This window comes from Caldisericum exile AZM16c01 (genome assembly GCF_000284335.1).
Lineage (GTDB): Bacteria > Caldisericota > Caldisericia > Caldisericales > Caldisericaceae > Caldisericum > Caldisericum exile.
Window position 1 is genome coordinate 1,469,011 of the sequence record NC_017096.1, and the last position, 24,142, is coordinate 1,493,152.

Sequence of the window (24,142 nt, forward strand, 5' to 3'; positions counted from 1 at the left end):
ATCACCTCCCAAATTCTACAGTAATTATACCATAATCTCCACAAATTAAAAAAGCCCCCCGAATTTTCGGGGGGCAAAGGCTCAAGTTATTAGCCTTATGGCATCGTGATAGTTACGATATAGTTAACAGGATCCCACTCAACCTGTGCGCCGAATCCTTCAGCAATTACTCTGATAGGAACCATTGTTCTTCCGTTCTTAATGTATGGAGGAACAATTGAGAGGACATTTCCGTTAACTACTGCTGTGTTGTTGCCAATCTGGAGACCAATTTGGTTGTTGCCAAGAACAACTGTGATGCCCTGTGTTTCAGGTACCCAGGTTACTTGTGCACCAAATGCCTCTGCGATTGCTCTCAAAGGTAAGAAGGTTCTACCTTCTTTAATCTCTGGTGCTGCATCAAGCTGGACAACACGGCCGTTAACTGTCATAATATCAGAACCAATCTTGAGAACAATCTTTGTTCCAGTTGGTGCTGGGATCTTGTAAGTAACCTTAACACTCTTTGTTGTTACATTACCTGCAGCATCGAATGCCTTAACAACGATGGTATTTGCACCTTCAACAAGTGTAACTGTTGTTGCAAATGATCCATCGGGAAGGAGAGTTACTGGAACATCGTTAACTACTACCAATGTAACACCAACATTGTCGGTTGCAGTCCCTGTGACCTTAACAGTTGCAGTATTAACTGTTGAACCGTCTTCCGGTGCAGTAACTGTAAGTGTTGGTGCAGTTGTATCTTTCTCTGGTGCTTTGTAGACTGCTGTAAATGATGCAGAAGTGCTAACACCCCAGCCAAGTGCTCCGAAGTTAACACCTTCTACCCTACAGAACTCTGCGCCAACGTCCGCTGAAACGACATACTTACCAGAGAATGGAGGAACAAATGCCCAGTCTGCATGGCCAGTTTTGTCAGTAACTGCGCCACTTGCCGTCCATGTATAACCTGCAGAGCCTGTTCCAAATCCTGTTACACCACTTATCGTGATTGTTGCACCAGGGACACCATGTCCATGTGCATCTTTAACCTCGAATGTAAGGTGTGTTGGTGTTGCAGGAATTGTGAATGGTACTTCAGTTGGATCAACCTTTACAGTCGGTGTAACAAGTTTGAACGAAGTTACATAAATCCTAGCACCACATTCGCTTACAAAGTAGAGATCTACCATTGGAGCATCGTCAAGGCATGGATTATCCCAGCCGGTTATACCAATACCGCCCATTCCGCAGCAAACACCAGGAAGGTTGCTTGCACATGCAACTGCTGGTGCAAGGCCACAATCGTTATCTTTAACGCCAATGTCTAACTGCCATCCGCCAGTACCAAAGTCGTGAAGTCCACGAGGATCTTTTGGAGTTACAAAGACGCTCTCAGTGAAGCCTTCTGTAAGGATTCCGTCAGATGGGATCTTGGATCCATCAGCAAGACCAAGTTCTACTGTGAAATCAGGAAGCACTACTTTGAGTTCAATCGTAACTTCTTCTCTTACAGTGCAACCTGTATTATAATAGTAACCATAAATCTTAAATGTTCCGGCGTTGTTGAGGCAAATGTTGGAGAATCTCCATCCAGTATCAGTCTGACTTACGCCAATTCCTGATACGCTCTTTCCATTAAGATAGAACTTCCATGTTGGAGTGCCAGAGAACTTAGGATCTGTAATATCAACGACTGTAGAAACACCAGCAAGTATCTGATCTGGATCTTGTGCTCCTTCCCAGATTGTAGCAGTTGCTGAGAGTTTCTTAACTGTTGGTAAAACAGTAATTGGGTCAAAGAGTTCTGCAATCATTGGGTACTTAACGGTCATATTGCCGCAAGCATCAAATGTTCTCTGAAGTCCAAATACTTTTACAACTAATTGATAACCACAAGAAGTATCTGTTGGATAGTTAAAGGTAATACCATAGAGGTTGAACGGGCAGTCGCCAAACTTAAGTCCCGTCTCAACAAGGCTTCCTGATGCATCGTAAAGTCCTGTGGGTTTGAAAGTCTGTATTGGCTGGTCTGGAATGTTTGGTCCGGTTGCACCCTGCGGGTTGTACCAAATAACTGAACCTTTTGCGGTTGTTCCAGCCCATGTGTCAACTGTAAATGCATTAGGCACTAAGCTACCTTGTGAATTTACCATGTACATAAGCACTACGTAGTTCGGGCATGAGCACGTTAAATCTGCTGGTGCTCCTGTTGGGTCTACAGAAACAGAAAGTCTGTCAACTTTCTTCCCAACTTCTACAGTTGTGGAGTCAACAATGTTTGTTCCAGAAAGTGTTACTCCACCAACTGTACAAGAGTTAACTTCGCAAATATCGACTGTCTTCTCAAAAGTGTGACAGCAAGCATTGTATTTGCTAATTGGTTGATCCTTATTTGCTTTCTCCCAAATAATAGCACTCATTGAAACACTTATCTTACCTTTGCCAGTAACAAGATACCATCCATCACCAACATCTACTACTGGACCATTAACTTCATAACTGAAATCATGGACTGTGTAATTTGTAGAGTCTTTTGGATCGTAGTAACCTGCCTCTAAATAGAAACTATTCCCAATTGTGCAAGGAAGTTTGTCGTATACGCTCTGAACTGAATCGAGTTCCCATGGACCATTTCCATATGGAGGAATTGCCAATGGTGCATTAATATCAATAAATGGGTTAAATACCCCAAGATCTCTAGTATTAATAATGAGAGTCTTGGTTAATGTACCACCCCAAGAAGGACTATAGCTTGCATTAAATCTCACATCAACAACGTTACCAACATTGATTACGAACCTGTAGAAGCCTGGAGATATTTCAAAGTAGCTCCCCGATGCGTTTGTTAATGTAAATGTTGCGCCTGAAATATAATTTCCGCTTTGATCAGTTAAGACAAGAACAATTGGCTGGCTGTTAGTATTTTTGTAAATAAATGGCGTAATATAAGGTTGTAAGTTCAAGGAAATTGACGGAACATTACTTAAGGTCTTGTAGACAATTGCATCATTATCAAGACCTGTTGAGTAACCATCTCTTACAAAAACTCTAAAATAACCAACATCAGGTAAAGTATCTGAATCCGGGCCATCTGCTGGGAACGTAATTGTGAAGAAGCCAGACGTAGGATTTACATGATACCACCCTGCAAGAGTATTGTCTGGATAGGTAACATAGACGTCAACTGCGACATCTGGATATCCTGTTGCTCTATAAACAACACCAGAAATAGTTTGGCTTCCTGCGCAATTTTGAAGCGTCTCTTGGGTAAATGCAATATTGTATTTAATAAACACTTCAACATCGCCTGTATTGCCCGCAGTTGTATCAGCAGAAAGATAATAATGACCGTCAAATCTTACGTTCGATGTTGCCATTGTAAAGGAATAAGTACCTGAACCAGGCACAGTTACAGTAACTGAATCAATTACGTTATTATTTTCATCCAATAGGTAGATAGTATGTGCACCACTTGCGTCAGTTGTAAATGTGCCCTTAATGACATCGCCCATTGTGTAAACTGCTTTAATAGCGCCATTAAGCGTTCCGGGCGTTCCAAAGCCAGGAACTGGGTTGTAATAAGACAAGTTGTTAGTGGATGGATAACTGTAAGTCAAATTGATTGCTGTAATTGCTGCGTTTGCTGTTTGCACTCTAAAGGGTGCAATAAGAGAAAGAAGCATCATTACAGTAAGGAAAATGCTTAAGAATTTTCTCATAAATTCTTCGCCTCCTTTCAAAGCGATAAATTTTTTAGTTTTTGTTTCTTTTCGTGGATTTGTGCCCAACTCTCACCTCCACTTTTAAGTGAGTGTATTTATTATTTTTAAACTACTTTTGAATCCTGAAGGCTTTTGCCTGTGCTAAGTGCCTTCTCCTTAGCGCCAGTTTGCAAAGTGCCTTCAACACCCAAAAGCAGTAAAAACCGAAATTCTGAGATTCCTCGTGGCTTCGCCACTTCGGAATGACTACTCTTTTGTCATGCCGAAATGCCTTTCTGGGACATCTCCGCCTTAATATCTTTAAACTGTATAAGATTTGCACATTAAAAACTTCAACTTATTTTTACTTTCATCTTCACTCTCTTCAGTTTTCAAGGTATTTCTTGCAAGTTTTTCTTGCAAGGGAAGGACTATCTTAAAACTATCTACAACCTTCCACTTAATATATGCAAAAACCGTGCCAAAGTGGGGAGATGTTTAAATGTATATGCACAGATAACAAAGTATTTACAATATTTCATCGGAATTTTTGATGTTTTAAATACCTTAAAACCTGCCCCTAAGAACTGCCACCTTTTACCGTTTTTCTGTGTAAAATTTACACACTCAGTGTAAAAAATACACACTTAAACTATGAGCTACTTTGAGTCTGGATAAGCCTTAAAAATTCCTCAAAAACTTCACCACGGGTAAGGTAGCCTTTTTTTGAAAGAAGTGGAGAATTTCTTTTCCCGTGAAGTGAAAAAATTATTCTATATTTTTCAGGTAAAGGCACATCACTACTATTCTCAAATTCATTTTCATTAAACCCAAGCATTCCATAAAGAATATTGAAAAAATCCTCAGAGGTCAATTTGGCGTTGATATCAATGCTTTCTGGTATTGTAAATCCATACGCCTTAAGAATAACGATAGAATTAAAAAGGTAGTGCCCTTCTCTAACTCCTGGGTATATTTCCTTGTTTGTCAATTCGTAATATGTCCTTATAAAAAACAGGCGCACGTTATAGTAATTTTTAACAAAAAAGTTATAAACTTTATTCACGAATCTGTCAAAACTATTTTGCTCTGCCATAAATTGATATTCTTTTGGAATTTGAGTTGCCCTTATAAATCGAGAAACAAGTGCAACAAGTTCGCCTTGCTTCATAATAAGATTTTCGTGGAGTTTGCCATCTGCAAAACCGATAACATAGCCCATATTTTTAAGGGTTTCGCCGGGCGTTTCGGCCATCGCACCATTAGGCAAACTTACAAAAACCACCGCAAAAAACAGTGTAATTACAATTAACTTCCTTACAAGTAATTTTTTCATCAAGTATATTATATACTTTTCCTTCAATTTCTGTTAAAATTATCTTATGGAAAATATTTGTATAATCGTAAATCCAGTATCTGCAAATGGGAAAGGGCTTAAGGAGTTTAAATTAGTAGAGGGTTTTCTTAAAAGTCTTAAACCTACACCAAAAATCCTATTTACAGAATATCCAAAACACGCAATAGAACTTTCAAAAAGTGCCTTTCAAAGTGGGTTTAATCGTATTATAAGTTTTGGAGGAGATGGCACCCATAACGAAGTGCTGAATGGGATCCTTGTGGGGGCTCAAGAAAAATTTAAAAAGAGTGTTTTTGAATTTACAGAGGGCGAAATTAAGCAAATCCCAATACTTGCAGTTGTATCAATTGGCTCGGGAAATGATTTTAGAAAAACCCTCAAACTTCCAAAAGATGTGATATCTTCCCTAAAAATTGCACTAACAGGTGAAGGCAAATTAATTGATGTTGGCCTTTTTGAATATGTGGACTTTTCAGGAAATCCTAAAAGCCGTTTCTTCCTTAATATTCTAAGCGGTGGCTTCTCGGGTGAAGTTACCGACAAGGCAAACAAAGGCAAAAAATCCATTTTTAGAGGGCTTATATACACGCTTTCGCTTATTTCAACGCTTCTTTTTATAACAATTCCCGAAGGAATTCTCAAACATGGCGAAAATGAACTTAACGGTAAGTTTTTTGAATTTGACATTGCAAATGGCAAGTATTTCGGTGGAGGTATGTGTGTGTCACCGAAGGCAGATATTACAGATGGACTTCTTAATATATCCGTCTTCAAAAATTACACAGGGCTTGAAGTGCTTTTTAAAATCAAAAAACTTTTTGATGGCACAATACTTACAGAGAAAAAACTCTACCACGATTTTGCAAAGGAAATATTCGTAAAGACAGACCCACCATCTTTGATAGAGGCAGATGGTGAAGTGTTGGGATATACACCCGTTAAAGCAGTTGCAGTTAATAAGATAATAAAAGTTGTGTATTAAAAATTTCCTTGTGTGGAGAATTCTACATATAATTGAAATATGGAAAAGGAAAGAAAATTTGTGAAGCGCATTGCGCTTGTTGCACATGACAGGGAAAAGAAAGATCTTATTGAGTGGGTGGAGTTTAACTGGGGGACACTTGGCGCACACGAACTTATTTGCACCGGCACTACCGGAAAACTTGTTGAAGAGGCACTTATTAAAAAGGGAATAACTGCAAAAATTACAAAGCTAAAATCAGGACCACTTGGAGGAGATGCTCAACTTGCATCTCTTATCGCCGAAGGAAAAATTGATTATCTTATATTCTTCTGGGATCCAATGGAGCCACAGCCTCATGATGTTGATGTAAAGGCACTCCTTAGAATTGCAACCCTATACAACATTCCAACTGCAATGAATCGTTCCACCGCAGACTTTATAATTTCCTCTATTCTTTTTGGATCCGATTACACCCCAAAGATGAAGGATTACAAATCCTATATAGAGCGAAAAATAGAGGATTTAGAGAAGTAAAGGCAGAGATTTCTCACTTCGTTCGAAATAACTGTCGTTAGTCATTCCGAAGGAGCGTAAGCGACTGAGGAATCTCCTCTTTTAATTAGAGGGGGATTAACAAGGCTCCCCCCTCTAACTCCCCCTAAAAGGCGGAGATCCCTCACATTCGTTCGGGATGACTTTTTTGGGCGAGTACTTAGGGGGGTTGTTTCCCCCTCAGATTGAAATGAGGAGATGCCTCAGAAAGTCATTCCGGCATGACTACAAGATAATTGTGTTATTGGGGGAGCGCTGAGGGGGTTTCCCCTCAGATTTTGGGTCATCGTATATAATAGTGTAGGTAGTGAGAATGAGGAGCATATTCTTTAACAGTGCATCGTAAGTATTGTTAAAGGTATGTGGGGAAGTGATGATTTTTATTTCGTCATTGGTTTATTAAAACCGTTCGGAATGTTAAAACCACTTCCCCTTTTCCTCAAGAACCTGCACTTGGTACATTAGGCACATTAGCCTGTATTTACGATGATAGGTCAAGAGGAAAACTCAATAATCACATACCTAAAATAACTATTACCATTATAGGAGGTTGGATAGATGGAGTCAATACTTGCTATTGGTATTGATGTTTCAAAAGAGAAACTCGATGTGTCTTCCTTTGATGGCAAAAAGAGAAAGAGTCGTGTCTTCTCAAACAAAGATGAAGGTATTGAAGATCTAATAAAAGAAATTGAAAAGAGAATTAAAAAGGGGTTTGAATTAGAGAAGAAATTAGAAGAAACGAAAAAAGGTACAAAGAAAAGCAAAAAGAAAAATGATACTAATACCAATACTAATAGTATTACTAATAGTACTACCAATAGTATTGCTAATACTACCACTACTGATAATACTCCTACTATTACCGAAGTTCATATCCTCTTTGAATCAACTGGTTCATACCATGCAAGACTTGCACTTCAGTTGCTTAAGTGGAAAAGAGGAATTGGAGAACATAAAGCAAATGAAGATAGATTATACAATATACCCATCTTCATCTATGTCATTAATCCATTGGTAATAAGAAAGTATACTGAAGAATCCCTTGATAGAGCATCAACAGATAAAATTGCATCAGAGACAATCTGTCAGTATGTGTATGAGGCAGTTTCAAGTAATAGATCAAACATATCCTCAAGACAGTATGAGACTCTTAGGTCATTTTTGTTAGATTCCTCATATGAAGATAAACTTGAGATAAAGATACTCATTAAAACCCTTGAAGGACTCAAAAGAACAAGGACAAGAATACTCAATGAGATAGAGGCATTAGAGCAATATCCAGATTCATATGTTCATGATGCAATAGAGAGTCTAAAGAGAGTATTAATTGAATTAGAGAAAGAGATAAAAGAGATAGAAAAGAAGATAGACAATGTAATTAAAAACAAGGAGAAATACAGAGAACTATTCATAAGACTCACAGGTATACCAGGTATAGGTAAAAGAACTGCCTCTGCTATCATTGCATACTTTGGCACATTTGATTCATTTAACGATGCAAAGGAGGTTTCCTCTTATGTAGGACTTACACCATCAATAAAGGAATCTGGCAAGAGCGTAAAAAGAGCATCATACAACATATCAAAGATGGGAAATCCATATCTAAGACAATTACTCTACATGGCATCTCTATCTGCATCAAGATACAATACTCAGTGCAAATTGCTATACAATAGACTCCTCACTAAGGGAAAGGAGAAGAAACTCATACATATTGCAGTTGCAAATAAACTCATAAGACAGGCATTCTCAATTGTGAAGTTCAATAAGTCATATGATCCAATATATGGATTAGATGAGGATATGGGAAAAGAGATCCTTAAGGAACATGAAAGAATAAAAGAAAAGAAAGAATTAATGAAAATTCTAAAACAACAGAAAGATAAGAAGGAAAAGATCAATACCACCATCAATAACATACCTATACCATTAGATAACATATTAAACCACTATCCAAATATTGCAGAATACTGATAACTACTATATGGAAAACAATTTTCTAAAAACTTTCAAAATTCTCATGAAAAGGTATTGACTTAACACGGTACATTCCGAAGCCGAAGGCGAGGAATCTCCTCTTTTACCCGTAGGGAAACTTACGATTCTCTCCCTAAAAGGTATGAATTTCTCAGAAAGGCTTCTTGTGATTAAAAATAATTTGTCATTTCAAGAAACAAATAAAATGAGCAATAAGAATTTTTTCTTTTAAAGTATTTTTTCATACAAATCTTCCCAGTTGGGATTAAAGTCATTTATGAGTTTTACTTTCTTTTCTCTTCTAAAGTCTTTTAGTTGTTTTTCTCTTGATATTGCATTAACTGGATCTTCAAATATTTCATAATAGACAAGTTTATGAACATTATATTTCTTTGTAAAACCATCAACTAATTTATTCTTATGTTCGTATATTCTTCGCTTTAAATCATTGGTAATACCAACATAGAGGACATTATTATGTTTGTTTGAAAGAATATACACATAAAATTTCTTTTCGTCCATTTGAAACAATTATAATAAAAGGCATAGAAATTATCAAAAGAAAATCCCTCACATTCCTTCGGGATGACTGTCATTCGTCATTCCGAAGGCTTTAGCCTGAGGAATCTCCTCCTTTAATTAGAGGGGGATTAAAAAGACACTCCCTCTTAAAAGGCGGAGACTCCTCACATACGTTCGGAGTGACCAATTATTATTTTTTGGGTGGAGTTGGAGGAGGGTGTCCTAATTTAGAGGGGGACTTACGATTCTCCCCCCTCTAACTCCCCCTAAAAGGCGGAGATGCCTCAGAAAGTCATTTCGGCATGACTACAAGATAATTGTGTTATTGGGGGAGCGCTGAGGGAGGTTGTTTCCCCCTCAAATTGAGGAGATTTCTCCTCACTAGGTTCGCTGAAATGACGCATAATTTGTCATACCGAGCAAAGTAAGGTATCTCCTCAGTTTATATCTTTTCAATATTTAGGAGCAACGAATTATTCCCGCAAAAACCGGAAATTTTACAATATTGTTTATATTTTTCCAATATTTAAAAGCAACAGCACATTTAGGATTGTGACAATTACAAATGTCAAAATGAGTAGCACCTTCTCTATGCCGTGATTTTTATATTTACCCATCACAACAGGGCTTGCAGTTAGTGTTATCTGCCCTAAAATTGTAAAAGGTAATTGGATACTCAAAATTACCTGGCTTATAATTAATCCTCTAAATGTATCCTTCAAGAAAAATATAATAAGTGTTGCAAAAAGAAGCGACGAAATAATGCCAACCTTCGAGTGATTGTCTTTCACATCGAATGGCTCGTTTGATGCCCCTGCAACAATTATCCCCGACGATATTGAAGCCGTAATCGATGAAGAAACCCCAGAAAAAAGTAATGCAACTGCAAAAACAATGGAAGCAAAATTCCCTAAAAGAGGTTTGAGCGTTGCTTGTGCCGTTTCTAACTCGGACACCTTAAGCCCATACTTAAAGAAAACTTGCGATGCAACAATTATCATAGAAGAGTTTATGAGAAACCCAACAAACATGGAAAAAATTGTGTCAAGAAACTCAAAAGAAAGTTGCTTTTGGATAACGCTTTCATCTTTTAGGTTCCATTGCCTACTTTGGATAATTTCAGAATGTAAAAACAAGTTGTGTGGCATAACAACAGCACCCAAAACGCTCATTACAATAAGTTCAGACCCTTTTGGGATAGATGGCACAAACCACCCAACGAAAACGCTTTTTACATCAACCCCAACCATGAAAAGTTCAATAAGGAATGATAGTCCTATAAGGCTTACAAATCCAATTACTATTCGCTCAATTTTCTTATAGGAATTTGTAAGGATTAAAAATATAACAAGAGCACTTGTAAGCATTGCTCCTAATTTTATTGGGATTTTAAAAAGCATTTTTAGGCCAATTGAAGCCCCCAACACTTCTGCAAGAGCAGTTGAGATTGTTGCAAGGTATGCAGTTATGAGGAGAAACTTCGCAATAGGTTTCCTATAAAATTTATTTATGGACTCTGCAAGGCAAAGCCCCGTAACAATCCCAAGATGTGCCGCATTGTGCTGCAAAATGATAAGCATGAGTGTTGAAAGGGTAACCATCCAGAGGAGTTTGTGTCCAAACATTGAGCCTGCTGCAACATTTGATGCCCAGTTTCCAGGATCAATAAATCCCACCGTCACAAGAAACCCAGGCCCAATATACTTTAGAATTTCAAATGCCTCTAATCTCGGTTTATGGTTTTTGAAAAGTCTTTTTAAGTTTTCCATTTTTAAATTATACAAAAAACCAACAAAACAGTATAATGATTTAGGAGGTGCAAGATGGCAGACTTCTTTGACAAACTTAAAAAAGGTGCAAAAGAGGCAACAGAAAAAGCAGGAATCTTAGCAAAAATTACAGGGCTTAAAGCTCAGATTGGAAACATTAATTTGAAGAAAGATGGCCTTTTTAAAGAACTGGGAAAGGTTTTCTTTAACGAAGTAAAGGCAGGAACTTTTAAAGAGGAGCTGAAAGAATCTCTCAAAAAAGTAGTAGATGAAATTGACGCACTTGATTCTGAAATTGCAAAACTTAACGGAGAGATTGCAAAATTAAATGAGGACCTTAAAAAAGTTTCCGAAAAAGATGCGGAGATAAAAGAAGCGACACCAACCGAGCAAATTGAAGAGCCAAAACAAATAGAAACAAAACCTGAAGAACCACCCAAAGAGAATAAAAACAATTCGCAAGGTTGAATAAATTAAGGTAATTTATAAACCCACCTATTTACGGCAATTTACTTTATTAATTTCTCAATGAGTTTTTGAAACTTTACGGAGTTTGATGTATTTAGCCTTTCAGAAATTTCAACTCTACTTATGTAAAGAGGATTATCACCGTATCTATTGATTAACTTACCATAAAGTCCAAAGCCAATTTTAAATCCGTTTTTCTTAAGTATCTCTTCAATACTCTTATCGTAGGCTCCTTGTGGATAAGTAAAGGCAATGGGTGATATATGAAGTGTATTTTTTGCGTATTCTTTTGACTGCTTTATATCGCACTCGATTTCCTTATACTTCCTTTCCTTAAGAAGTTTTGTATAGATGTTGTGGAGTTTGTGAGAATGAAGCGAAATTTCAAAGCCATTATTGAGAAGTGTCTGTATTTCTTGATCGCTTACTTCCCATGTAGAACCAATGTAACCTGTAATAAGAGATGTAGCACCCTTAAATCCATTTTCCTTAAGCACCATTGATGCAAGGACCACACTTTTGAATCCGTCATCAAATGTAAAGATAACGCTTCTTTTGGGGATCCTTTTGTTAAACATTAAAAACTCGTATAAGTCTTCAAGAGTGATACTTTCAAATCCAAATCTTTTGAGAATTTCTATGTGCTTTTTAAAGTCATCAAGACTTACATCATATGAATTAATTTTCTTATCGGTATAGATGTTGTGATACATAAGCACAAGGACAAAGGTATCCTTCGATGAGAATAATGAGCTATATTCATTAAGAGTTTCCGTGTTTTTCTTAATTCCATAAATTCTTCCAAGGTTATATAATGCACTTTCAAAATATGTATTTGGCACATTTAATGAGGGCATCTTTTCATTTGAAAGTGCTTTGTCGTATAAGGACACCAAAAAGATAACGATAAGAAAAACCGCAATAATTTTTTTCATCTTCACATATTAGATACAAAATTTTACAACAAAGTTCCAGTTTTTAAAAGGTATTTCATTTATTTCTTAACCCTAATTTCTCAGTTTCTTCACTCTCCCGAAATAACCATTACAAACTTATAGCGAAGCGTAAGCAAGGTGTCCTAATTTAGAGGGGGATTAAAAAGACTCCCCCTCTAACTCCCCCTGAAAGGACAAAAGAGTTTTTAATTTTTGGGGGGAGCACTGAGGGGGGATTTTGGCCCCTCAGAATGAAAGGAGGAGACTCCTCGGAAAGGCTTCTCGGAGTGACTTAGTAATTTAGGAGATATTGAGGCGGCTTTTGCCCATTCAGATTTAGGAAATTTATTACTCGCTTGAAATGACATTTTTGTAGAGTGTTGGGAGGACACAACGCCGTCTTCTCAAAAATAAGTGAATAAGTTGACAGGAAAGCGAATTTGTCGTAAAATTAATAAAGATTTATATATATTTGAATAAGAGGTGCAAAATGGAAGGCATTTTTGATTTTTGCAATAAAAAGAAGAATTTCTTTGTTGCTTCGGTATTTGGAGCACGGCAATTCATTACATTTTATATACTTCACCTTGTTTCCGATGAGCCAATGTATGGTGAAGCAATCTCAAAAAAGGTTTCTGAACTTCTTTCAAACCTCTGGGAGCCAAGCCCTGGTTTTATGTATCCAATTTTAAAACGTCTCGAAAGTCACGGCCTTATAAAAGGCAAATGGGATTACACAGAGGCACATCCCCGTTACATTTATCAAATTACAGATAAAGGAAAGGAAGAATATCTAAAATATAGAGCCATCTTCGAAACAAAATTAGACGAGCTTATCCAGGTCCTTGAAAATGTAAAGAAAGAAGTATTCATGAAAGAGGCTTAATCAGATATATTAAACTTTACTTCGCCGTAAGAAATCCAATCACCAAGTTGACCTTGCATAATTTTATGAGAGACTGCATAAATACGTAAAGTATAGGTTCCATTTTGAATATCTTTTGGGAGAGTATATTTAATTGTAAGCGTTTGTGTGGATATATTGCCATTCACAAGTATCCAATCACCCTGTGGTGGAATTAACCAGATTACATACTTTTCCACATTGGTATTATTGCTTGGTACCCACGAAATATTAATCTGTGAACCTTTTTTATAAGTTTCGCCATTTTTGGGGCTTCCGACTATAATAATTGGTGCGTATTTTTCAAACTCGCTTCGAATGTTTGGGTCATTCGAGTTGTAATAATAGGAATAGAAGAGATGCTGAATCCCTTCTTGCAACATACCAAATTGGGTTTCGAGAGTTCCCGCCTTGTAATATGCATAAGAATTCTTGGGACTTACAGATATTGCAAGCCTATAATTTTCTATTGCGTTATTTACATCACCTAACTTTTCATAATACAAACCATAACCAATATATATGTCTGTTAGGGTATCGTTCTGTGCAAATCCTTTGTTTATAGCATCCTGCCCCAAGGAAAGCGCAAGGTCAAGTTCACTTTTTGCGTTTGCTAAATTAGTTTCCAAATTAATATATGCAATTGCAAGCGATGCATGTGCTCCTGGATCAAGGGGATTTACTTCAATGGTCTTCTTGAATTCATTAATTGACTCTTTATCACCAAGAAAGTAAAGTAATTTACCGTAATCGTAATGATAAAGGAAAAACATCGGACATCTTCTAATTGAAGCCTGATATTCAGACTTTGCAACACTTACATATGATTGATCGGGTTTACTTTGTGCCTTAATAATTTGTGAATACAAATTTGCAAGATTGTAGTGCGGATTAGCATTTAATGGATTGAACAGTATCGCTGTTTCATAATCAGATATTGTCTTCTCTAAGGCTACTCTTCCTTGGTTTGCAAGGGCAAGCCTGTTTACATTTGCTGAAAGAAATGGGAAGAGCATTGCAAGGATAACAATTATGGAAACTATAACGAAAGCAAAAATTCTATTTATATTTGATAAATCTTCTCTCTTTGTTGTTTTTTCTTTAACTAAACTCTTCTTAAATCCTATTTTATTCAAAATTTCTCCAAACTCTATATTTTGTTTCTCTCCTTGTGAAAATAAAAGACCAAAGGAAAACAATGTTATAAGTGGCATAAACATAAGCGACCAGTCAAAATCTATAAAAGCATGCAATAATATTCCAACGGCCCCTGCATAAAGACCAACATTTAGGGAAGAATAATTTCTCTTAATAACTTCATATCCTTTGTAAATTAAGATGATAACAAAAAATAGAAGAACTGCCGCACCAACAACGCCACTTTCAGGAATATACTGGAATAAAAGGCTATGTGGAAACTTTGAAAAGAAATAAATGGACCTGTATTTTGCATAAACAAACTGGTATGTGCCAAATCCCGTGCCAAAAATGGGGTAGTCTTTCAAAATTTTAAGGCTATCCCTTATCATATAGATTCGTCCACCAAGTGATTGGTCATAATTTCCTTTGCTTAAGAAATTGAAAAAGATCTTAAACTTACCAATCAAAGTTCCAATATAAGGAAATATCACATCCTTTTTCAAAAATGCAACTATTCCCAAAATAACTACAAACCCTGCGATTGAAAAAAATGAATATAGCCTCTCTTTACCTTTAAGAAGAAGGATAAATAAAAGTAGTGCAATCAAAAACGTAAGAATTGCGCCACGCGATTGTGTAAGAATAAATACAACCAAAAGAAAAACAAAAAGAAGTATATACAAAACTTTTATGAAAATCCTTTTCTCGTAAATAAAAAATCCAAGTGCAATAAACATTGGCAATACAAGGAAAGCACCAAAAGTATTTGAATATTGGAGAGTTGAAGCAATTATACCACTGTTTGCAAATCCGCGGTCTCTTACATAATTAAAAATTGGTGAATTAACATTAAATTTATATCCAATGTAAGCAAGAAAGCCTAAAAGCGCAAGGATAAAAGATAGCAAAAGAATCAAATTAAGAGAAACTTTATAGATTTTTTCACTTATAACGGTGTTAATAGCAATATAAAACATAAATACATATAGTAAAACTTTATAAAATTCAGTTAGCGTTGCATAAAAATAAATAGTAAAGAAAAGCAAGATAAACGAAACCAAAAGAAACAAGAATATTACAAGATTAACTTTTTGAATACCTTTGAAAGGTGCTCCTTTTACAAATTTAAGATATGAAAATAAAAGTATTGAAGGTAAACTTAAAAGAAATGTCAAATACGTTTCCCATTCAAAATATCCCCCTTGAAAAATCCCTGAAAAAAATATAGGGACAAAAGCAAGAATGAAAACCAGTAAATTAAGATTTGGTAGATTACCTTTTTGCTCTTTTTTATTTGCCTTATGTTGTTCTTTTTTCATCGTTATATTATAAGAGAAACCACGAAAAATTTATCATTTCATATTCTTTGTATACCATTCAATTGTTTTCTTTATCCCTTCTTCCAAGGTATATTTTGGCTCAAATCCTAAGGATTGTTTTGCCCTTGTATAGTCAAGTGCAATACGATATACTTCACCTGGTCGGGGTTTAGCATATTCCACTTCAACCTTTCTTCTCAATACTTTCTCAAATACTTGAACAATTTCATTAACCGAAGTTTCATTACCTGTGCCAATGTTATATGTGCCCTCAACACCATCAAGTGCAAGCAAGTTTGCACTTACAACATCTTCAACATAAATAAAGTCTCTTGTTTGGGTGCCGTCACCAAAAATAGTAACAGGTTTACCTTCTAAGATTCTCCCTGTAAAAATTGCAATAACGCCTGCTTCACCTAATGGATCTTGTCTTGGTCCATAGACATTTGCATACCGCAAAATTACACGCTCAATACCATGAAGCCTTTTAAAATAATTGAGGTAATTTTCCATACAGTATTTTGAAACCCCATACGGAGAAAGAGGTTTAATGGGTGTATCCTCATTTGCAGGTAAAACTTTCGGTTCCCCGTAAAGCGCACCGCCAGTTGAAGCAAAAATAATTCGCCTTACACCATACTTAACTGCCAAATCAAATAAATTTATAGAGCCTATGATATTAACTTCGGCATCAAATGAAGGGTCTTTAACTGATTTTCTTACATCAATCTGTGCTGCATGGTGATCAACAATTTCAGGTTTGAAGTCTACAAAAACTTTTTCAAGGGAACTAAAATCTCTCAAATCTACATTATAAAATTTAGCTTTTGGATTTATATTTTTCTCTTTTCCTGTTGAAAGATTATCTAAAACTCCAACTTCAAAGCCTTTCTCAACAAATGCATCCACTACATTTGAGCCAATAAACCCTGCACCACCGGTAACTAAAATTCTCATTTTTTTCCTCCAACAATTAATTTCAATGAAGTTCTTTTTTTATTATATCTTTCTAGGTCAAACAAGCAAATCACTCAAAGACAATTTGAACATAATTACAGACTCGTAAATTTTAATTATACTTACTTTCTCATGTCGGATATGCTCCAATTTGTATATTTTTGAGAAACTTTTATAATTAAATAGTTGGGTTACAATTTAAAAGGTTTTTACCATACATTTAAATTTTGCGGATTTGGAAATGGAAGAGATTAAAAAGATAACAAAAATTCTTTTAAAAAAGAGGTTTATAACCTTTGCAATTTTATTTGGTTCTTTTGCAACTCATAAAGCAAAAGAAACAAGTGATATTGATTTAGGCATATTTCTCAAGAAGAATCTCACCATCTTAGATTTGGGTGAATTAGTTTCAGAATTAGAAACCATAACAAAAAGGCAAATTGACATCGTAACTTTAAACAAACTATACGAAGAAAACCCAAGTTTTGCTTATTCAATAATTACAACAGGGAAAGTCTTGTTCACAAAGGATAAAAATGCGCTTTCAGAATATAAAACAAAAGTTTTTCTCTACTACTTTGATTTTAAACCAACGCTACGTTTAATAAATGAAGCATTTATAAAGAGGATAAGTGAGGGACGAATTGGCGATAGAAACTATACTGGATAGATTAAAAACTCTTGAGGATAACCTCCACTATTTACAAGCATTCAAAAAAAGATACAAAATAAATGATATCCTAAACGACAAAACCCTTGAATGGGCATTAAGGTATGGTATTTTTGAATCTTCTCAAATTGTTATAGGTGTTGCGTGCGCGTTAATTTCAGATTCAACCTTGGAAATCCTAAAAATTATAGGGAATGTATAGAAATCCTAAGAGATAAAAATTATATTAAAAACTCTACCGCAAATGAACTTATTAAAATAGTTGGGTTGAGAAATTTATTAGTGCATGAATATGCTGAAATTAATGTAGAACACTTATTTTCTCTACTATCAGAACTCAAAACATTTACTTCATTTATCTCGGAGATTAAAAAAATTTTTGTTCAATAATAGATAAATTAGTTATCAACTGTGAAGACTACTTACTTTCTTTTGTGCGGTGACAAAAACAATTTTATGGTGTTAAATATTATGTATATATCGGTTAGAATAATGTGCCTACTTTTAGCATACGCCAAATCCATCTTTAATTTGTCCTCGAAAGAGGTGTCATATTTCCCGTAAAGTTGTGCAAAACCAGTAATTCCTGGCTTCATTAAAAGCCTTAAATCAAAATATGGGACATCTTTCTTGATTTTCTCAATAAGTTCTGGGCGCTCAGGTCTTGGACCAACAACACTCATCTCTCCTTTAAGGACATTTATAAACTGGGGCACCTCATCAAGACCTGTTTTTCTTAAAAACCTTCCAACCCTTGTAATTCGAGGATCGTTTTCAGAGGAAAGCACTGCACCAGTGTGCTTTTCTGCATCCTTAATCATCGTTCGGAATTTTATTGTTTTGAAAATTTTGCCTCTTTCACCAACTCGCTCTTGTAAGTAGAAAATCGGTAAGCCTGAGTCTAAAACAATTGCAATGGAAACTATAAAAATAACAGGAGAAAAAATTACCAAAGTAACAATAGAAAAAACAATATCAATAAGGCGCTTAATGATTCTTTCTATAGGCGAGAAATTCACAACATAGACTTCAAACAAAGTTAAGTCATTTATAAAGTGGAGGTTTGGATTTAAAAGTAGTAAACCATACAACCCTGGCACGATATAAAAAGGCTTATCTAAATATGCTAAAAATTTTACTATTTCATCTTTTTCAAAAAGTGTGAAACTATCATCAACAACAAAAAGATCGTATGAATCTAAAACCTTCTCAATTTTTTCTTTAAAGTCCAGAGTGTCAACAGTTAATAAACTTAAATTTACTTTTCCTCTTCTAAGTCGACCCAAATATTCCAAAACTTTATTTTCCTGATCAACGCTTTTAGTAATTACAGCAATATCTTGTGGAGGAATAACCTTATCGTAAATCAACGAAATTAAATAATGCGAAAGTAAAAGAAAGATAAGTTGCAAGAAAAATGAACCTATAATAATTGTCCTTGGAACAGCAAATGCTCTTAGAAAGAACGATAAAGCAAGAGTAAGTAAAAATATTAAAATGGTCGAAAAGAAAATACCTAAAAATGTCTCGTAAGAATCCAATGACTCAATGTCATAAAGTTTATATATGAAATAAAATATAGCATACAAAAGCAAAATATACGGCAAAACTAATTTAATACTTGCTATATTATCATGAGAAAGAGGTTTCCCTGCAATTAATCTCAAATAAATTGAAAGAAAATAAGAGAAACAAACGACTAACATATCTGATAAAAACTGGACTCCCTTAAGTAAAACATAATTTAATCTTATTGAGTCTTTATTATTTTTCATTTTCAAAATTTTGCCCTTGGGTTTCAAGAATTTCTTTATAAATATATTTCATTTGCGCTAAAATTATATTTAGGCTAAATTCTCTTTCAATTTTCTCTCTTCCTCTTTTGCCCATTTCTTTTGCAACTTCAGGATTTTCCATAAGGTAAATAATTTTATCTGCAAGACCTTCTATATCACCAAATGGCACCAAAAATCCGTTCACGCCATCTTCGATTAAATCTCTCACACCTCTTATATTATATGAAACGACAGGTTTTTCCATTGCCATCGCTTCCATAACAGAAACAGGCAAACCCTCACGGGACGATGTAAAAACGAACGCAAGAGAACTCCCTAAATATGGTTTAATGTCTTCTAAATACCCTACAAATCTAATGTAATCTTCCAAAGACAACCCATACGAAAGATTTCTTAAGGAATCATAACACTTTCCGTCACCTATTAAAACTAACTCAAAATTTTTATTCTTTTGGCTTACCACATAAAAGGCTTTTAATAAATGGTCGAAATGTTTCTCTTTCTCCATTCTTCCCACAGAAGTAAATACAAAACTTTTACCCACATTGAAATTTTTATCTAAATTTTCGGATTCTGCCTTAAACTTCTCAGTATCAACTCCAACTCCTTTTAAATATATTATCTTTCCGTTTGGCACAATTTTCTTTTCTTTTGCAATTTTATAATCATCTGTGTTTATTGTTATCAAAACATCAGTAAACCTACCTGCAAATTTTTCAAGATGGAAATATATCAAATTCATTAAAGGATTGCCATATTCATGAAAGTGAAAACCATGCGCTGTATAAACAATGTGAGGAATTCCTGCTATCCTCCCCACAATTCGCCCTATAAAACTTGCAACAGGTGTGTGAGTGTGAAGCATTATATAGTTTTCCTTTTTTACGAGTTTATACAATTCAATTGCAGATCTTATATTACTTATACTTAAAGGATTCCTGCTAAAGGGAATATTATGGACTCTAAAACCTTCAACCTCTATCTTATCTGTAAAGCCGACATTTGAACACGCAACTTCGACCTCATATCCCATATCTCTCAACAATTTCATAAAAGGAATATGAAAATAATAAATGTGCGAATCAACAGTTGCGAGAAATAAGATTTTCTTAATTGTTTTCTTCATTTAGAATTTCCCTGTATAAGCGCAACATTTCTTTTGTGTAAGCCTCAATCGAATATTCTCTTTTAACCTTTCCAAAGGCATTTTTTGATAGTTGTTCTCCATAAGCCGAGCTATTAAGAAGATAGACAATTTTTTCTCCAAGTTCGGTGGACGACTCTTGGTCAACGAGTAAGCCATTAACACCATCCTCAATCACCTCAGGAATTCCACCAACTTTGGTTGCAATTATAGGAATCCCATTTGCCATCGCCTCAAGTAGCACCATTGGCAGTCCTTCCCAGAGTGAAGGAAGGACAAAAATTTTGCTCATTCTCATTAGCGCTTCAACATCTCTTCTTATACCAAGAAATTTTATACTACTTTCAAGATTAAGTTCTTTAACAAGTTTTTCATAATCGCTTTTCAAAGATCCATCGCCAATTAACGCAACAGCAAGGTTCAAGGAGTATTTTGATTTTATTTCATAAATTGCTTTTATAAGAACATCAACTCCTTTTGCCTTTTCAAGCCTACCAACGAATAAAACATCGTATATTTTATGCTTCTGTTCCCCAATTTCATCTTTTACAGGAATTGCATTTTTAATCACGGTAGTCTTGTCTGCAAGTTCAGGAATGTAATCAATCAGTTTCTTTTTAACTAAATCACTTACACAGATAATCTTTTTATATCGTGAGTAAACAAACATATCAATTGGCTTATATAATTTTATATCTCTTCTTCTATTGTAAATGCTATGCTCGGAAAAGATAAATTTAGCCTTTTTACTAACAAACAATGACGCCAAAGCCCCAAACAAATCCGCCGGAAACAAGTGCACATGAACAATATCATAATTATTCTCTCCTATTAATTTTACAAGTTTCAAGACACCTCTAAAGTCATATTTAAAAGGTAGTGCAAGGTCGAATACATTAACACCGTTCTTAACAAGATCATCTTTAAATACGTTCCTTGAATACAAAGTGCACACATCAATTTGTATATCGGGATGTTTTTTTACTTCAATCAAAAAGTTTTTAAGAAGAGATTCTGCACCACCTGCGTATAGTGAGTCAATGAGATTAAGTACCTTCATTTCTTCTCCATAAAACATTTGTATTAAATCGTTCTAAAAAATTTTTAACAGTTGGCGAAGCAAGTATAATTAGTAGTCCAACAAACTTCGCCCTGTGTCTCAAAGCGCTTCCATAGTTGGAAGTAATAAGACCAAAAACTGTAAACTCTGCAAAGAGCAAAATAAGAATAAACAAAGTTTCTTTTTTTCTAACTAATTTCTTAATGTTTAGCAAAATAAGAACTACAATAATAATATAAAAAATAGCATCAAAAAAACCAAGCAAGTCAATAGGTTCTTTTATCATCCACAGAAAAAGGGAAAAAAGAAAATAAAACAATCTGACAGGTATTTGCAATACTAAATCAGGGAAACTTTTCACAACAAAATTTGGTAAGTAAACTGCACGCCCATAAGAATATCCAATCTGCATTTTGTTAATATAATTTATCAAACTTTGTAGAAAAGATTTTATTAATATTATAAGTTTACCCAGAAAATTAGAAATAGTAGTAGGAGGAGTAGGAAACTGAAGAGGCGATAATTTTTCAAAACCAAATCTGGTCTCAAATTCAAACCATATGAAAAATAAAGACACAAATATTCCCGCAGATTTTTGGAAGATATATGTTTTTTTCTTCCGAATAAGCCATTCCAATAGAAGAAAGAGATTAATTAGAAAAACGACAAAAAGAGAAACTAATGCCCCGGTATGGAATCCTACTGACAAGACAAACATGCCCTCAGATACGACCAAACTAATTAAACTTCCATTTTTAAGCCATTTTATAAAATAATGAACACCACCTGTAAAGAAAAAAACAATCGGGGCTTCTCTTAGAATAGCCAGGGAGAAATAAACAAAAGAAGGAAATATTGAGGAAATATAAGAGGTAATTAACGCTTCTTCTTCACTAAAGATGTCTTCAGTAATAAGATAAACATAAAAAATCGTAAAAGTTCCAAACATTACATTTATAAATTGCACAATAAAAGGATTATACCCAAAAGTGTAATAAACAATTGCAATGAACCAACTATACATGAACGCTCCGGATGTAAAATGTGCAAGCACCCATTCTACTCCATTTTGAGACCACTGAAGTCCAATAGAATCATACATTGTGGCATCACCCGTATTTAGTAAAGGTAGATGAAAAGCATATGTGTTAAATAAAAGAAATAAAATTCTTATAACGTAAGCAAGAAATAAAGCATTTTTCATTTCCATCGGTACAAGCCATTGAATCATCAAGAAACCAGCAAAAGTTAATAGAATATTTTGCACTACAGGAATTCTTATAGCAAGTACAAAAATAAAGACAAAAAACAAAATTAAAACTCGGTAAACTCGTTTAATTAAGAGGCTATTTTCTTTCATATTAATTTCAAATACTCCTCAAATATTTTTTCTGATTTATATTTCTCTAATACGTCTTTATCAATTTCAAAACTTTTCGGATTAGTCAAAACTTCCATAATTGCAGTACTTAGAGCATTTACATCGTGAACTGGCACTAACTTCCCATATTTTCCATTCTCAAGAACTTCTCTTGGCCCACTTTTGCAGTCAGTTGAGATAACAGGGACACCAAGCGCAAGCGCTTCTATTAGAACCATAGAGAGCCCTTCGTACAAAGACGAAAGAACAAAAACATCTGCTCTGCTCATATATTTATACGGATTGTCAACAAAACCTGGCATCCAGACATAATCTGAAACACCAAGTTCTTTTGTAAGAGTCTCCAGATTCTTTCTTTCTTCTCCTTCACCTAAGATGACAAGTCTTGCATCAATTTGTTTTCGAACGAGTGCAAACGCCTTCAGCAATGTGCCAAAGTCTTTCGGCTCAGTTAACCTACCAACAGAGATTATAATAGGTAAATAATTATTATCATTAAACCACTTATAATCAACATTTTCTTTTGCCCTGTCAAAAATTTCTAAATCTAATACGGGATTAAATATCACCTTTATCCTGCCAGGTTTTAGTCTAACATAACTAACTAAATCTTCTTTTACACCTTTCGATACTGCAATTACAAAATCTGCATATGGATAAAATACATGCATTAGCAGAGGCAAAACTTTGCTTTTTATCGATTTTGAATTCCTTCTTTCTTGAGAAGGGATACTATCTTCCCTAACAATTATTTTCGTTTTACTATTCAAAATCAATTTTGCCATTATTGCAACAACATTTGCATGATTTAAAGAAGAAATTAAAGCATCGGGCTTATTACTAGCAAGATACTTCACCAATTTAGGTAAAGCCAAAATAACATGCGAAGTGTTTAAATCAATTATTCTTACATTATTAGGAATTTGTGAAATATATGGTCCTTGTGCACTAACTAATACTAAGTCGATATAAAAATTGCGTTTTGAAAATTCCTTGACTAAGTTTACTATTGATTTTTCTGCACCACCACCGTTAAGGTTCGGCAAAAAAAATGCAATTCTTTTTTCAATATTACTCACCTAATTATTCCTCCTAATAATTTTGCTTTAATACGATATCTCAAGGAGTATCTAAGTCTAAAAAGAAATTCAAAAATACAAACGGATGTTTAAATCCGAACAATAATGCATTTTTAAAATCCTTTTTCTTTAGGTAATATGTAAACATATTATAAATATAGTTTCTATTAGATTTTCTAATAAGTCTGTTAAAAGCATTTTTTTCTTCTTTTGTTAACGGATATTTTTGAGAAAGATAATCAACAATTAAAGGCATATTGTCAATTGGTTTTTTCGAAGTCAATGAACCAGGAGTAATTCTATACAGGTAGTAAGATTCTTTTGTCACTTTCAATTTTAGCCCAGACAAAAAAAGTTCGAAGTAAAAGCACAGATCTTCAACAGGAACAAATTGTTGTTGTTGAAATATTTCTCTCTCTTTTACTATTGATAGAGGAAAAATTGGATGCATCATCATGCTCC

At 34.7% G+C, this 24,142-nt stretch carries 22 protein-coding genes; 8 read left to right on the forward strand and 14 right to left on the reverse strand.

Going from position 1 to position 24,142, the window contains the following annotated elements; all coding sequences use genetic code 11:
- Positions 1–95 precede the first annotated feature (95 nt).
- The 3 genes from CSE_RS08345 to CSE_RS07425 all read right to left on the reverse strand — a co-directional run bounded on the left by CSE_RS08345 (position 96) and on the right by CSE_RS07425 (position 5,019).
- Positions 96–3,701, reverse strand: a complete 3,606-nt coding sequence (locus CSE_RS08345; protein ID WP_156785907.1) for a stalk domain-containing protein — start codon at positions 3,699–3,701, stop codon at positions 96–98.
- Between the two features lie 107 nt (positions 3,702–3,808).
- Positions 3,809–3,940: a hypothetical protein gene (locus CSE_RS08610; protein ID WP_014454035.1), complete on the reverse strand. Its 132-nt coding sequence runs from the start codon at positions 3,938–3,940 to the stop codon at positions 3,809–3,811.
- A gap of 395 nt (positions 3,941–4,335) precedes the next feature.
- Complete coding sequence (locus tag CSE_RS07425) at positions 4,336–5,019, reverse strand: hypothetical protein (protein WP_014454036.1); 684 nt, start codon at positions 5,017–5,019, stop codon at positions 4,336–4,338.
- Between the two features lie 46 nt (positions 5,020–5,065).
- Here CSE_RS07425 and CSE_RS07430 point away from each other — a divergent pair, with 46 nt between their 5' ends.
- The 3 genes from CSE_RS07430 to CSE_RS07440 all read left to right on the forward strand — a co-directional run bounded on the left by CSE_RS07430 (position 5,066) and on the right by CSE_RS07440 (position 8,533).
- On the forward strand, positions 5,066–6,022 hold the full coding sequence (locus CSE_RS07430) for a diacylglycerol/lipid kinase family protein (protein WP_014454037.1): 957 nt from the start codon (positions 5,066–5,068) through the stop codon (positions 6,020–6,022).
- Positions 6,023–6,061: 39 nt separating this feature from the next.
- Positions 6,062–6,538 carry a methylglyoxal synthase gene (locus tag CSE_RS07435; RefSeq protein ID WP_014454038.1) on the forward strand — a complete coding sequence of 159 codons (477 nt, stop codon included), beginning with the start codon at positions 6,062–6,064 and terminating at the stop codon, positions 6,536–6,538.
- A gap of 576 nt (positions 6,539–7,114) precedes the next feature.
- Positions 7,115–8,533, forward strand: coding sequence for an IS110 family transposase (locus tag CSE_RS07440; protein ID WP_014454039.1), 1,419 nt, complete (start codon positions 7,115–7,117; stop codon positions 8,531–8,533).
- A gap of 231 nt (positions 8,534–8,764) precedes the next feature.
- Here CSE_RS07440 and CSE_RS07445 read toward each other — a convergent pair whose 3' ends face one another.
- Both CSE_RS07445 and CSE_RS07450 read right to left on the reverse strand, forming a co-directional pair.
- Positions 8,765–9,058 (reverse strand): GIY-YIG nuclease family protein, encoded by a 294-nt coding sequence (locus CSE_RS07445; protein ID WP_014454040.1) that lies wholly within the window; start codon positions 9,056–9,058, stop codon positions 8,765–8,767.
- Between the two features lie 509 nt (positions 9,059–9,567).
- On the reverse strand, positions 9,568–10,827 hold the full coding sequence (locus CSE_RS07450) for an Nramp family divalent metal transporter (protein WP_014454041.1): 1,260 nt from the start codon (positions 10,825–10,827) through the stop codon (positions 9,568–9,570).
- Between the two features lie 54 nt (positions 10,828–10,881).
- On the opposite strand from CSE_RS07450, the gene CSE_RS07455 reads away from it, so the two are divergent.
- Positions 10,882–11,295, forward strand: coding sequence for a hypothetical protein (locus tag CSE_RS07455; protein WP_014454042.1), 414 nt, complete (start codon positions 10,882–10,884; stop codon positions 11,293–11,295).
- A 41-nt stretch (positions 11,296–11,336) separates the two neighbouring features.
- Here CSE_RS07455 and CSE_RS07460 read toward each other — a convergent pair whose 3' ends face one another.
- A complete protein-coding gene (locus CSE_RS07460; protein WP_014454043.1) occupies positions 11,337–12,230 on the reverse strand; it encodes a polysaccharide deacetylase family protein in 894 nt (297 codons plus the stop codon).
- Between the two features lie 490 nt (positions 12,231–12,720).
- Here CSE_RS07460 and CSE_RS07465 point away from each other — a divergent pair, with 490 nt between their 5' ends.
- Entirely contained in the window at positions 12,721–13,116 is a 396-nt protein-coding gene (locus CSE_RS07465; RefSeq protein WP_014454044.1) for a PadR family transcriptional regulator, read from the forward strand.
- On the opposite strand, the gene CSE_RS07470 is transcribed toward CSE_RS07465, so the two are convergent.
- Together CSE_RS07470 and CSE_RS07475 are read right to left on the reverse strand one after the other, a co-directional pair.
- On the reverse strand, positions 13,113–15,593 hold the full coding sequence (locus CSE_RS07470; protein ID WP_014454045.1) for an O-antigen ligase family protein: 2,481 nt from the start codon (positions 15,591–15,593) through the stop codon (positions 13,113–13,115). The genes CSE_RS07465 and CSE_RS07470 overlap by 4 nt on opposite strands.
- A gap of 33 nt (positions 15,594–15,626) precedes the next feature.
- Positions 15,627–16,550, reverse strand: coding sequence for an SDR family oxidoreductase (locus CSE_RS07475; RefSeq protein ID WP_014454046.1), 924 nt, complete (start codon positions 16,548–16,550; stop codon positions 15,627–15,629).
- A gap of 241 nt (positions 16,551–16,791) precedes the next feature.
- Between CSE_RS07475 and mntA the strand changes: the two genes are divergently transcribed.
- Genes mntA through hepT form a run of 3 tightly spaced genes read left to right on the forward strand, consistent with a single transcriptional unit; the run spans position 16,792 to position 17,610 of the window.
- Positions 16,792–17,220, forward strand: a complete 429-nt coding sequence (gene mntA / locus CSE_RS07480; protein ID WP_014454047.1) for a type VII toxin-antitoxin system MntA family adenylyltransferase antitoxin — start codon at positions 16,792–16,794, stop codon at positions 17,218–17,220.
- Entirely contained in the window at positions 17,195–17,422 is a 228-nt protein-coding gene (locus tag CSE_RS08440; RefSeq protein ID WP_050981364.1) for a hypothetical protein, read from the forward strand. Before mntA ends, CSE_RS08440 begins: the two co-directional genes overlap by 26 nt.
- Positions 17,365–17,610: a type VII toxin-antitoxin system HepT family RNase toxin gene (gene hepT, locus CSE_RS08650; protein ID WP_014454049.1), complete on the forward strand. Its 246-nt coding sequence runs from the start codon at positions 17,365–17,367 to the stop codon at positions 17,608–17,610. The genes CSE_RS08440 and hepT overlap by 58 nt, the downstream gene beginning before the upstream one ends.
- Before the next feature lie 32 nt (positions 17,611–17,642).
- On the opposite strand, the gene CSE_RS07490 is transcribed toward hepT, so the two are convergent.
- The 6 genes from CSE_RS07490 to CSE_RS07515 are packed head-to-tail and all read right to left on the reverse strand — an operon-like array spanning position 17,643 to position 24,131.
- Positions 17,643–18,995, reverse strand: a complete 1,353-nt coding sequence (locus CSE_RS07490) for a sugar transferase (protein ID WP_014454050.1) — start codon at positions 18,993–18,995, stop codon at positions 17,643–17,645.
- Positions 18,985–20,142, reverse strand: coding sequence for a glycosyltransferase family 4 protein (locus tag CSE_RS07495; RefSeq protein ID WP_014454051.1), 1,158 nt, complete (start codon positions 20,140–20,142; stop codon positions 18,985–18,987). Before CSE_RS07495 ends, CSE_RS07490 begins: the two co-directional genes overlap by 11 nt.
- Positions 20,126–21,220 (reverse strand): glycosyltransferase, encoded by a 1,095-nt coding sequence (locus CSE_RS07500; RefSeq protein ID WP_014454052.1) that lies wholly within the window; start codon positions 21,218–21,220, stop codon positions 20,126–20,128. The genes CSE_RS07495 and CSE_RS07500 overlap by 17 nt, the downstream gene beginning before the upstream one ends.
- The gene (locus tag CSE_RS07505; RefSeq protein WP_014454053.1) at positions 21,207–22,580 is read right to left on the reverse strand and encodes an ArnT family glycosyltransferase; all 1,374 of its coding nucleotides are present in this window, start codon (positions 22,578–22,580) and stop codon (positions 21,207–21,209) included. Before CSE_RS07505 ends, CSE_RS07500 begins: the two co-directional genes overlap by 14 nt.
- Complete coding sequence (locus tag CSE_RS07510; RefSeq protein WP_014454054.1) at positions 22,577–23,680, reverse strand: glycosyltransferase; 1,104 nt, start codon at positions 23,678–23,680, stop codon at positions 22,577–22,579. The genes CSE_RS07505 and CSE_RS07510 overlap by 4 nt, the downstream gene beginning before the upstream one ends.
- Positions 23,681–23,720: 40 nt before the next feature.
- Positions 23,721–24,131 carry a hypothetical protein gene (locus CSE_RS07515; RefSeq protein ID WP_014454055.1) on the reverse strand — a complete coding sequence of 137 codons (411 nt, stop codon included), beginning with the start codon at positions 24,129–24,131 and terminating at the stop codon, positions 23,721–23,723.
- Between the last annotated feature and the right edge of the window lie 11 nt (positions 24,132–24,142).

Bases quoted from the DNA above. Each gene is read 5' to 3' on its own strand.
- CSE_RS08345 (WP_156785907.1), bottom strand. From the start codon at position 3,701: ATGAGAAAATTCTTAAGCATTTTCCTTACTGTAATGATGCTTCTTTCT.
- CSE_RS07425 (WP_014454036.1), bottom strand. From the start codon at position 5,019: ATGAAAAAATTACTTGTAAGGAAGTTAATTGTAATTACACTGTTTTTT.
- CSE_RS07430 (WP_014454037.1), top strand. From the start codon at position 5,066: ATGGAAAATATTTGTATAATCGTAAATCCAGTATCTGCAAATGGGAAA.
- CSE_RS07435 (WP_014454038.1), top strand. From the start codon at position 6,062: ATGGAAAAGGAAAGAAAATTTGTGAAGCGCATTGCGCTTGTTGCACAT.
- CSE_RS07440 (WP_014454039.1), top strand. From the start codon at position 7,115: ATGGAGTCAATACTTGCTATTGGTATTGATGTTTCAAAAGAGAAACTC.
- CSE_RS07445 (WP_014454040.1), bottom strand. From the start codon at position 9,058: ATGGACGAAAAGAAATTTTATGTGTATATTCTTTCAAACAAACATAAT.
- CSE_RS07450 (WP_014454041.1), bottom strand. From the start codon at position 10,827: ATGGAAAACTTAAAAAGACTTTTCAAAAACCATAAACCGAGATTAGAG.
- CSE_RS07455 (WP_014454042.1), top strand. From the start codon at position 10,882: ATGGCAGACTTCTTTGACAAACTTAAAAAAGGTGCAAAAGAGGCAACA.
- CSE_RS07460 (WP_014454043.1), bottom strand. From the start codon at position 12,230: ATGAAAAAAATTATTGCGGTTTTTCTTATCGTTATCTTTTTGGTGTCC.
- CSE_RS07465 (WP_014454044.1), top strand. From the start codon at position 12,721: ATGGAAGGCATTTTTGATTTTTGCAATAAAAAGAAGAATTTCTTTGTT.
- CSE_RS07470 (WP_014454045.1), bottom strand. From the start codon at position 15,593: ATGAAAAAAGAACAACATAAGGCAAATAAAAAAGAGCAAAAAGGTAAT.
- CSE_RS07475 (WP_014454046.1), bottom strand. From the start codon at position 16,550: ATGAGAATTTTAGTTACCGGTGGTGCAGGGTTTATTGGCTCAAATGTA.
- mntA (WP_014454047.1), top strand. From the start codon at position 16,792: ATGGAAGAGATTAAAAAGATAACAAAAATTCTTTTAAAAAAGAGGTTT.
- CSE_RS07490 (WP_014454050.1), bottom strand. From the start codon at position 18,995: ATGAAAAATAATAAAGACTCAATAAGATTAAATTATGTTTTACTTAAG.
- CSE_RS07495 (WP_014454051.1), bottom strand. From the start codon at position 20,142: ATGAAGAAAACAATTAAGAAAATCTTATTTCTCGCAACTGTTGATTCG.
- CSE_RS07500 (WP_014454052.1), bottom strand. From the start codon at position 21,220: ATGAAGGTACTTAATCTCATTGACTCACTATACGCAGGTGGTGCAGAA.
- CSE_RS07505 (WP_014454053.1), bottom strand. From the start codon at position 22,580: ATGAAAGAAAATAGCCTCTTAATTAAACGAGTTTACCGAGTTTTAATT.
- CSE_RS07515 (WP_014454055.1), bottom strand. From the start codon at position 24,131: ATGCATCCAATTTTTCCTCTATCAATAGTAAAAGAGAGAGAAATATTT.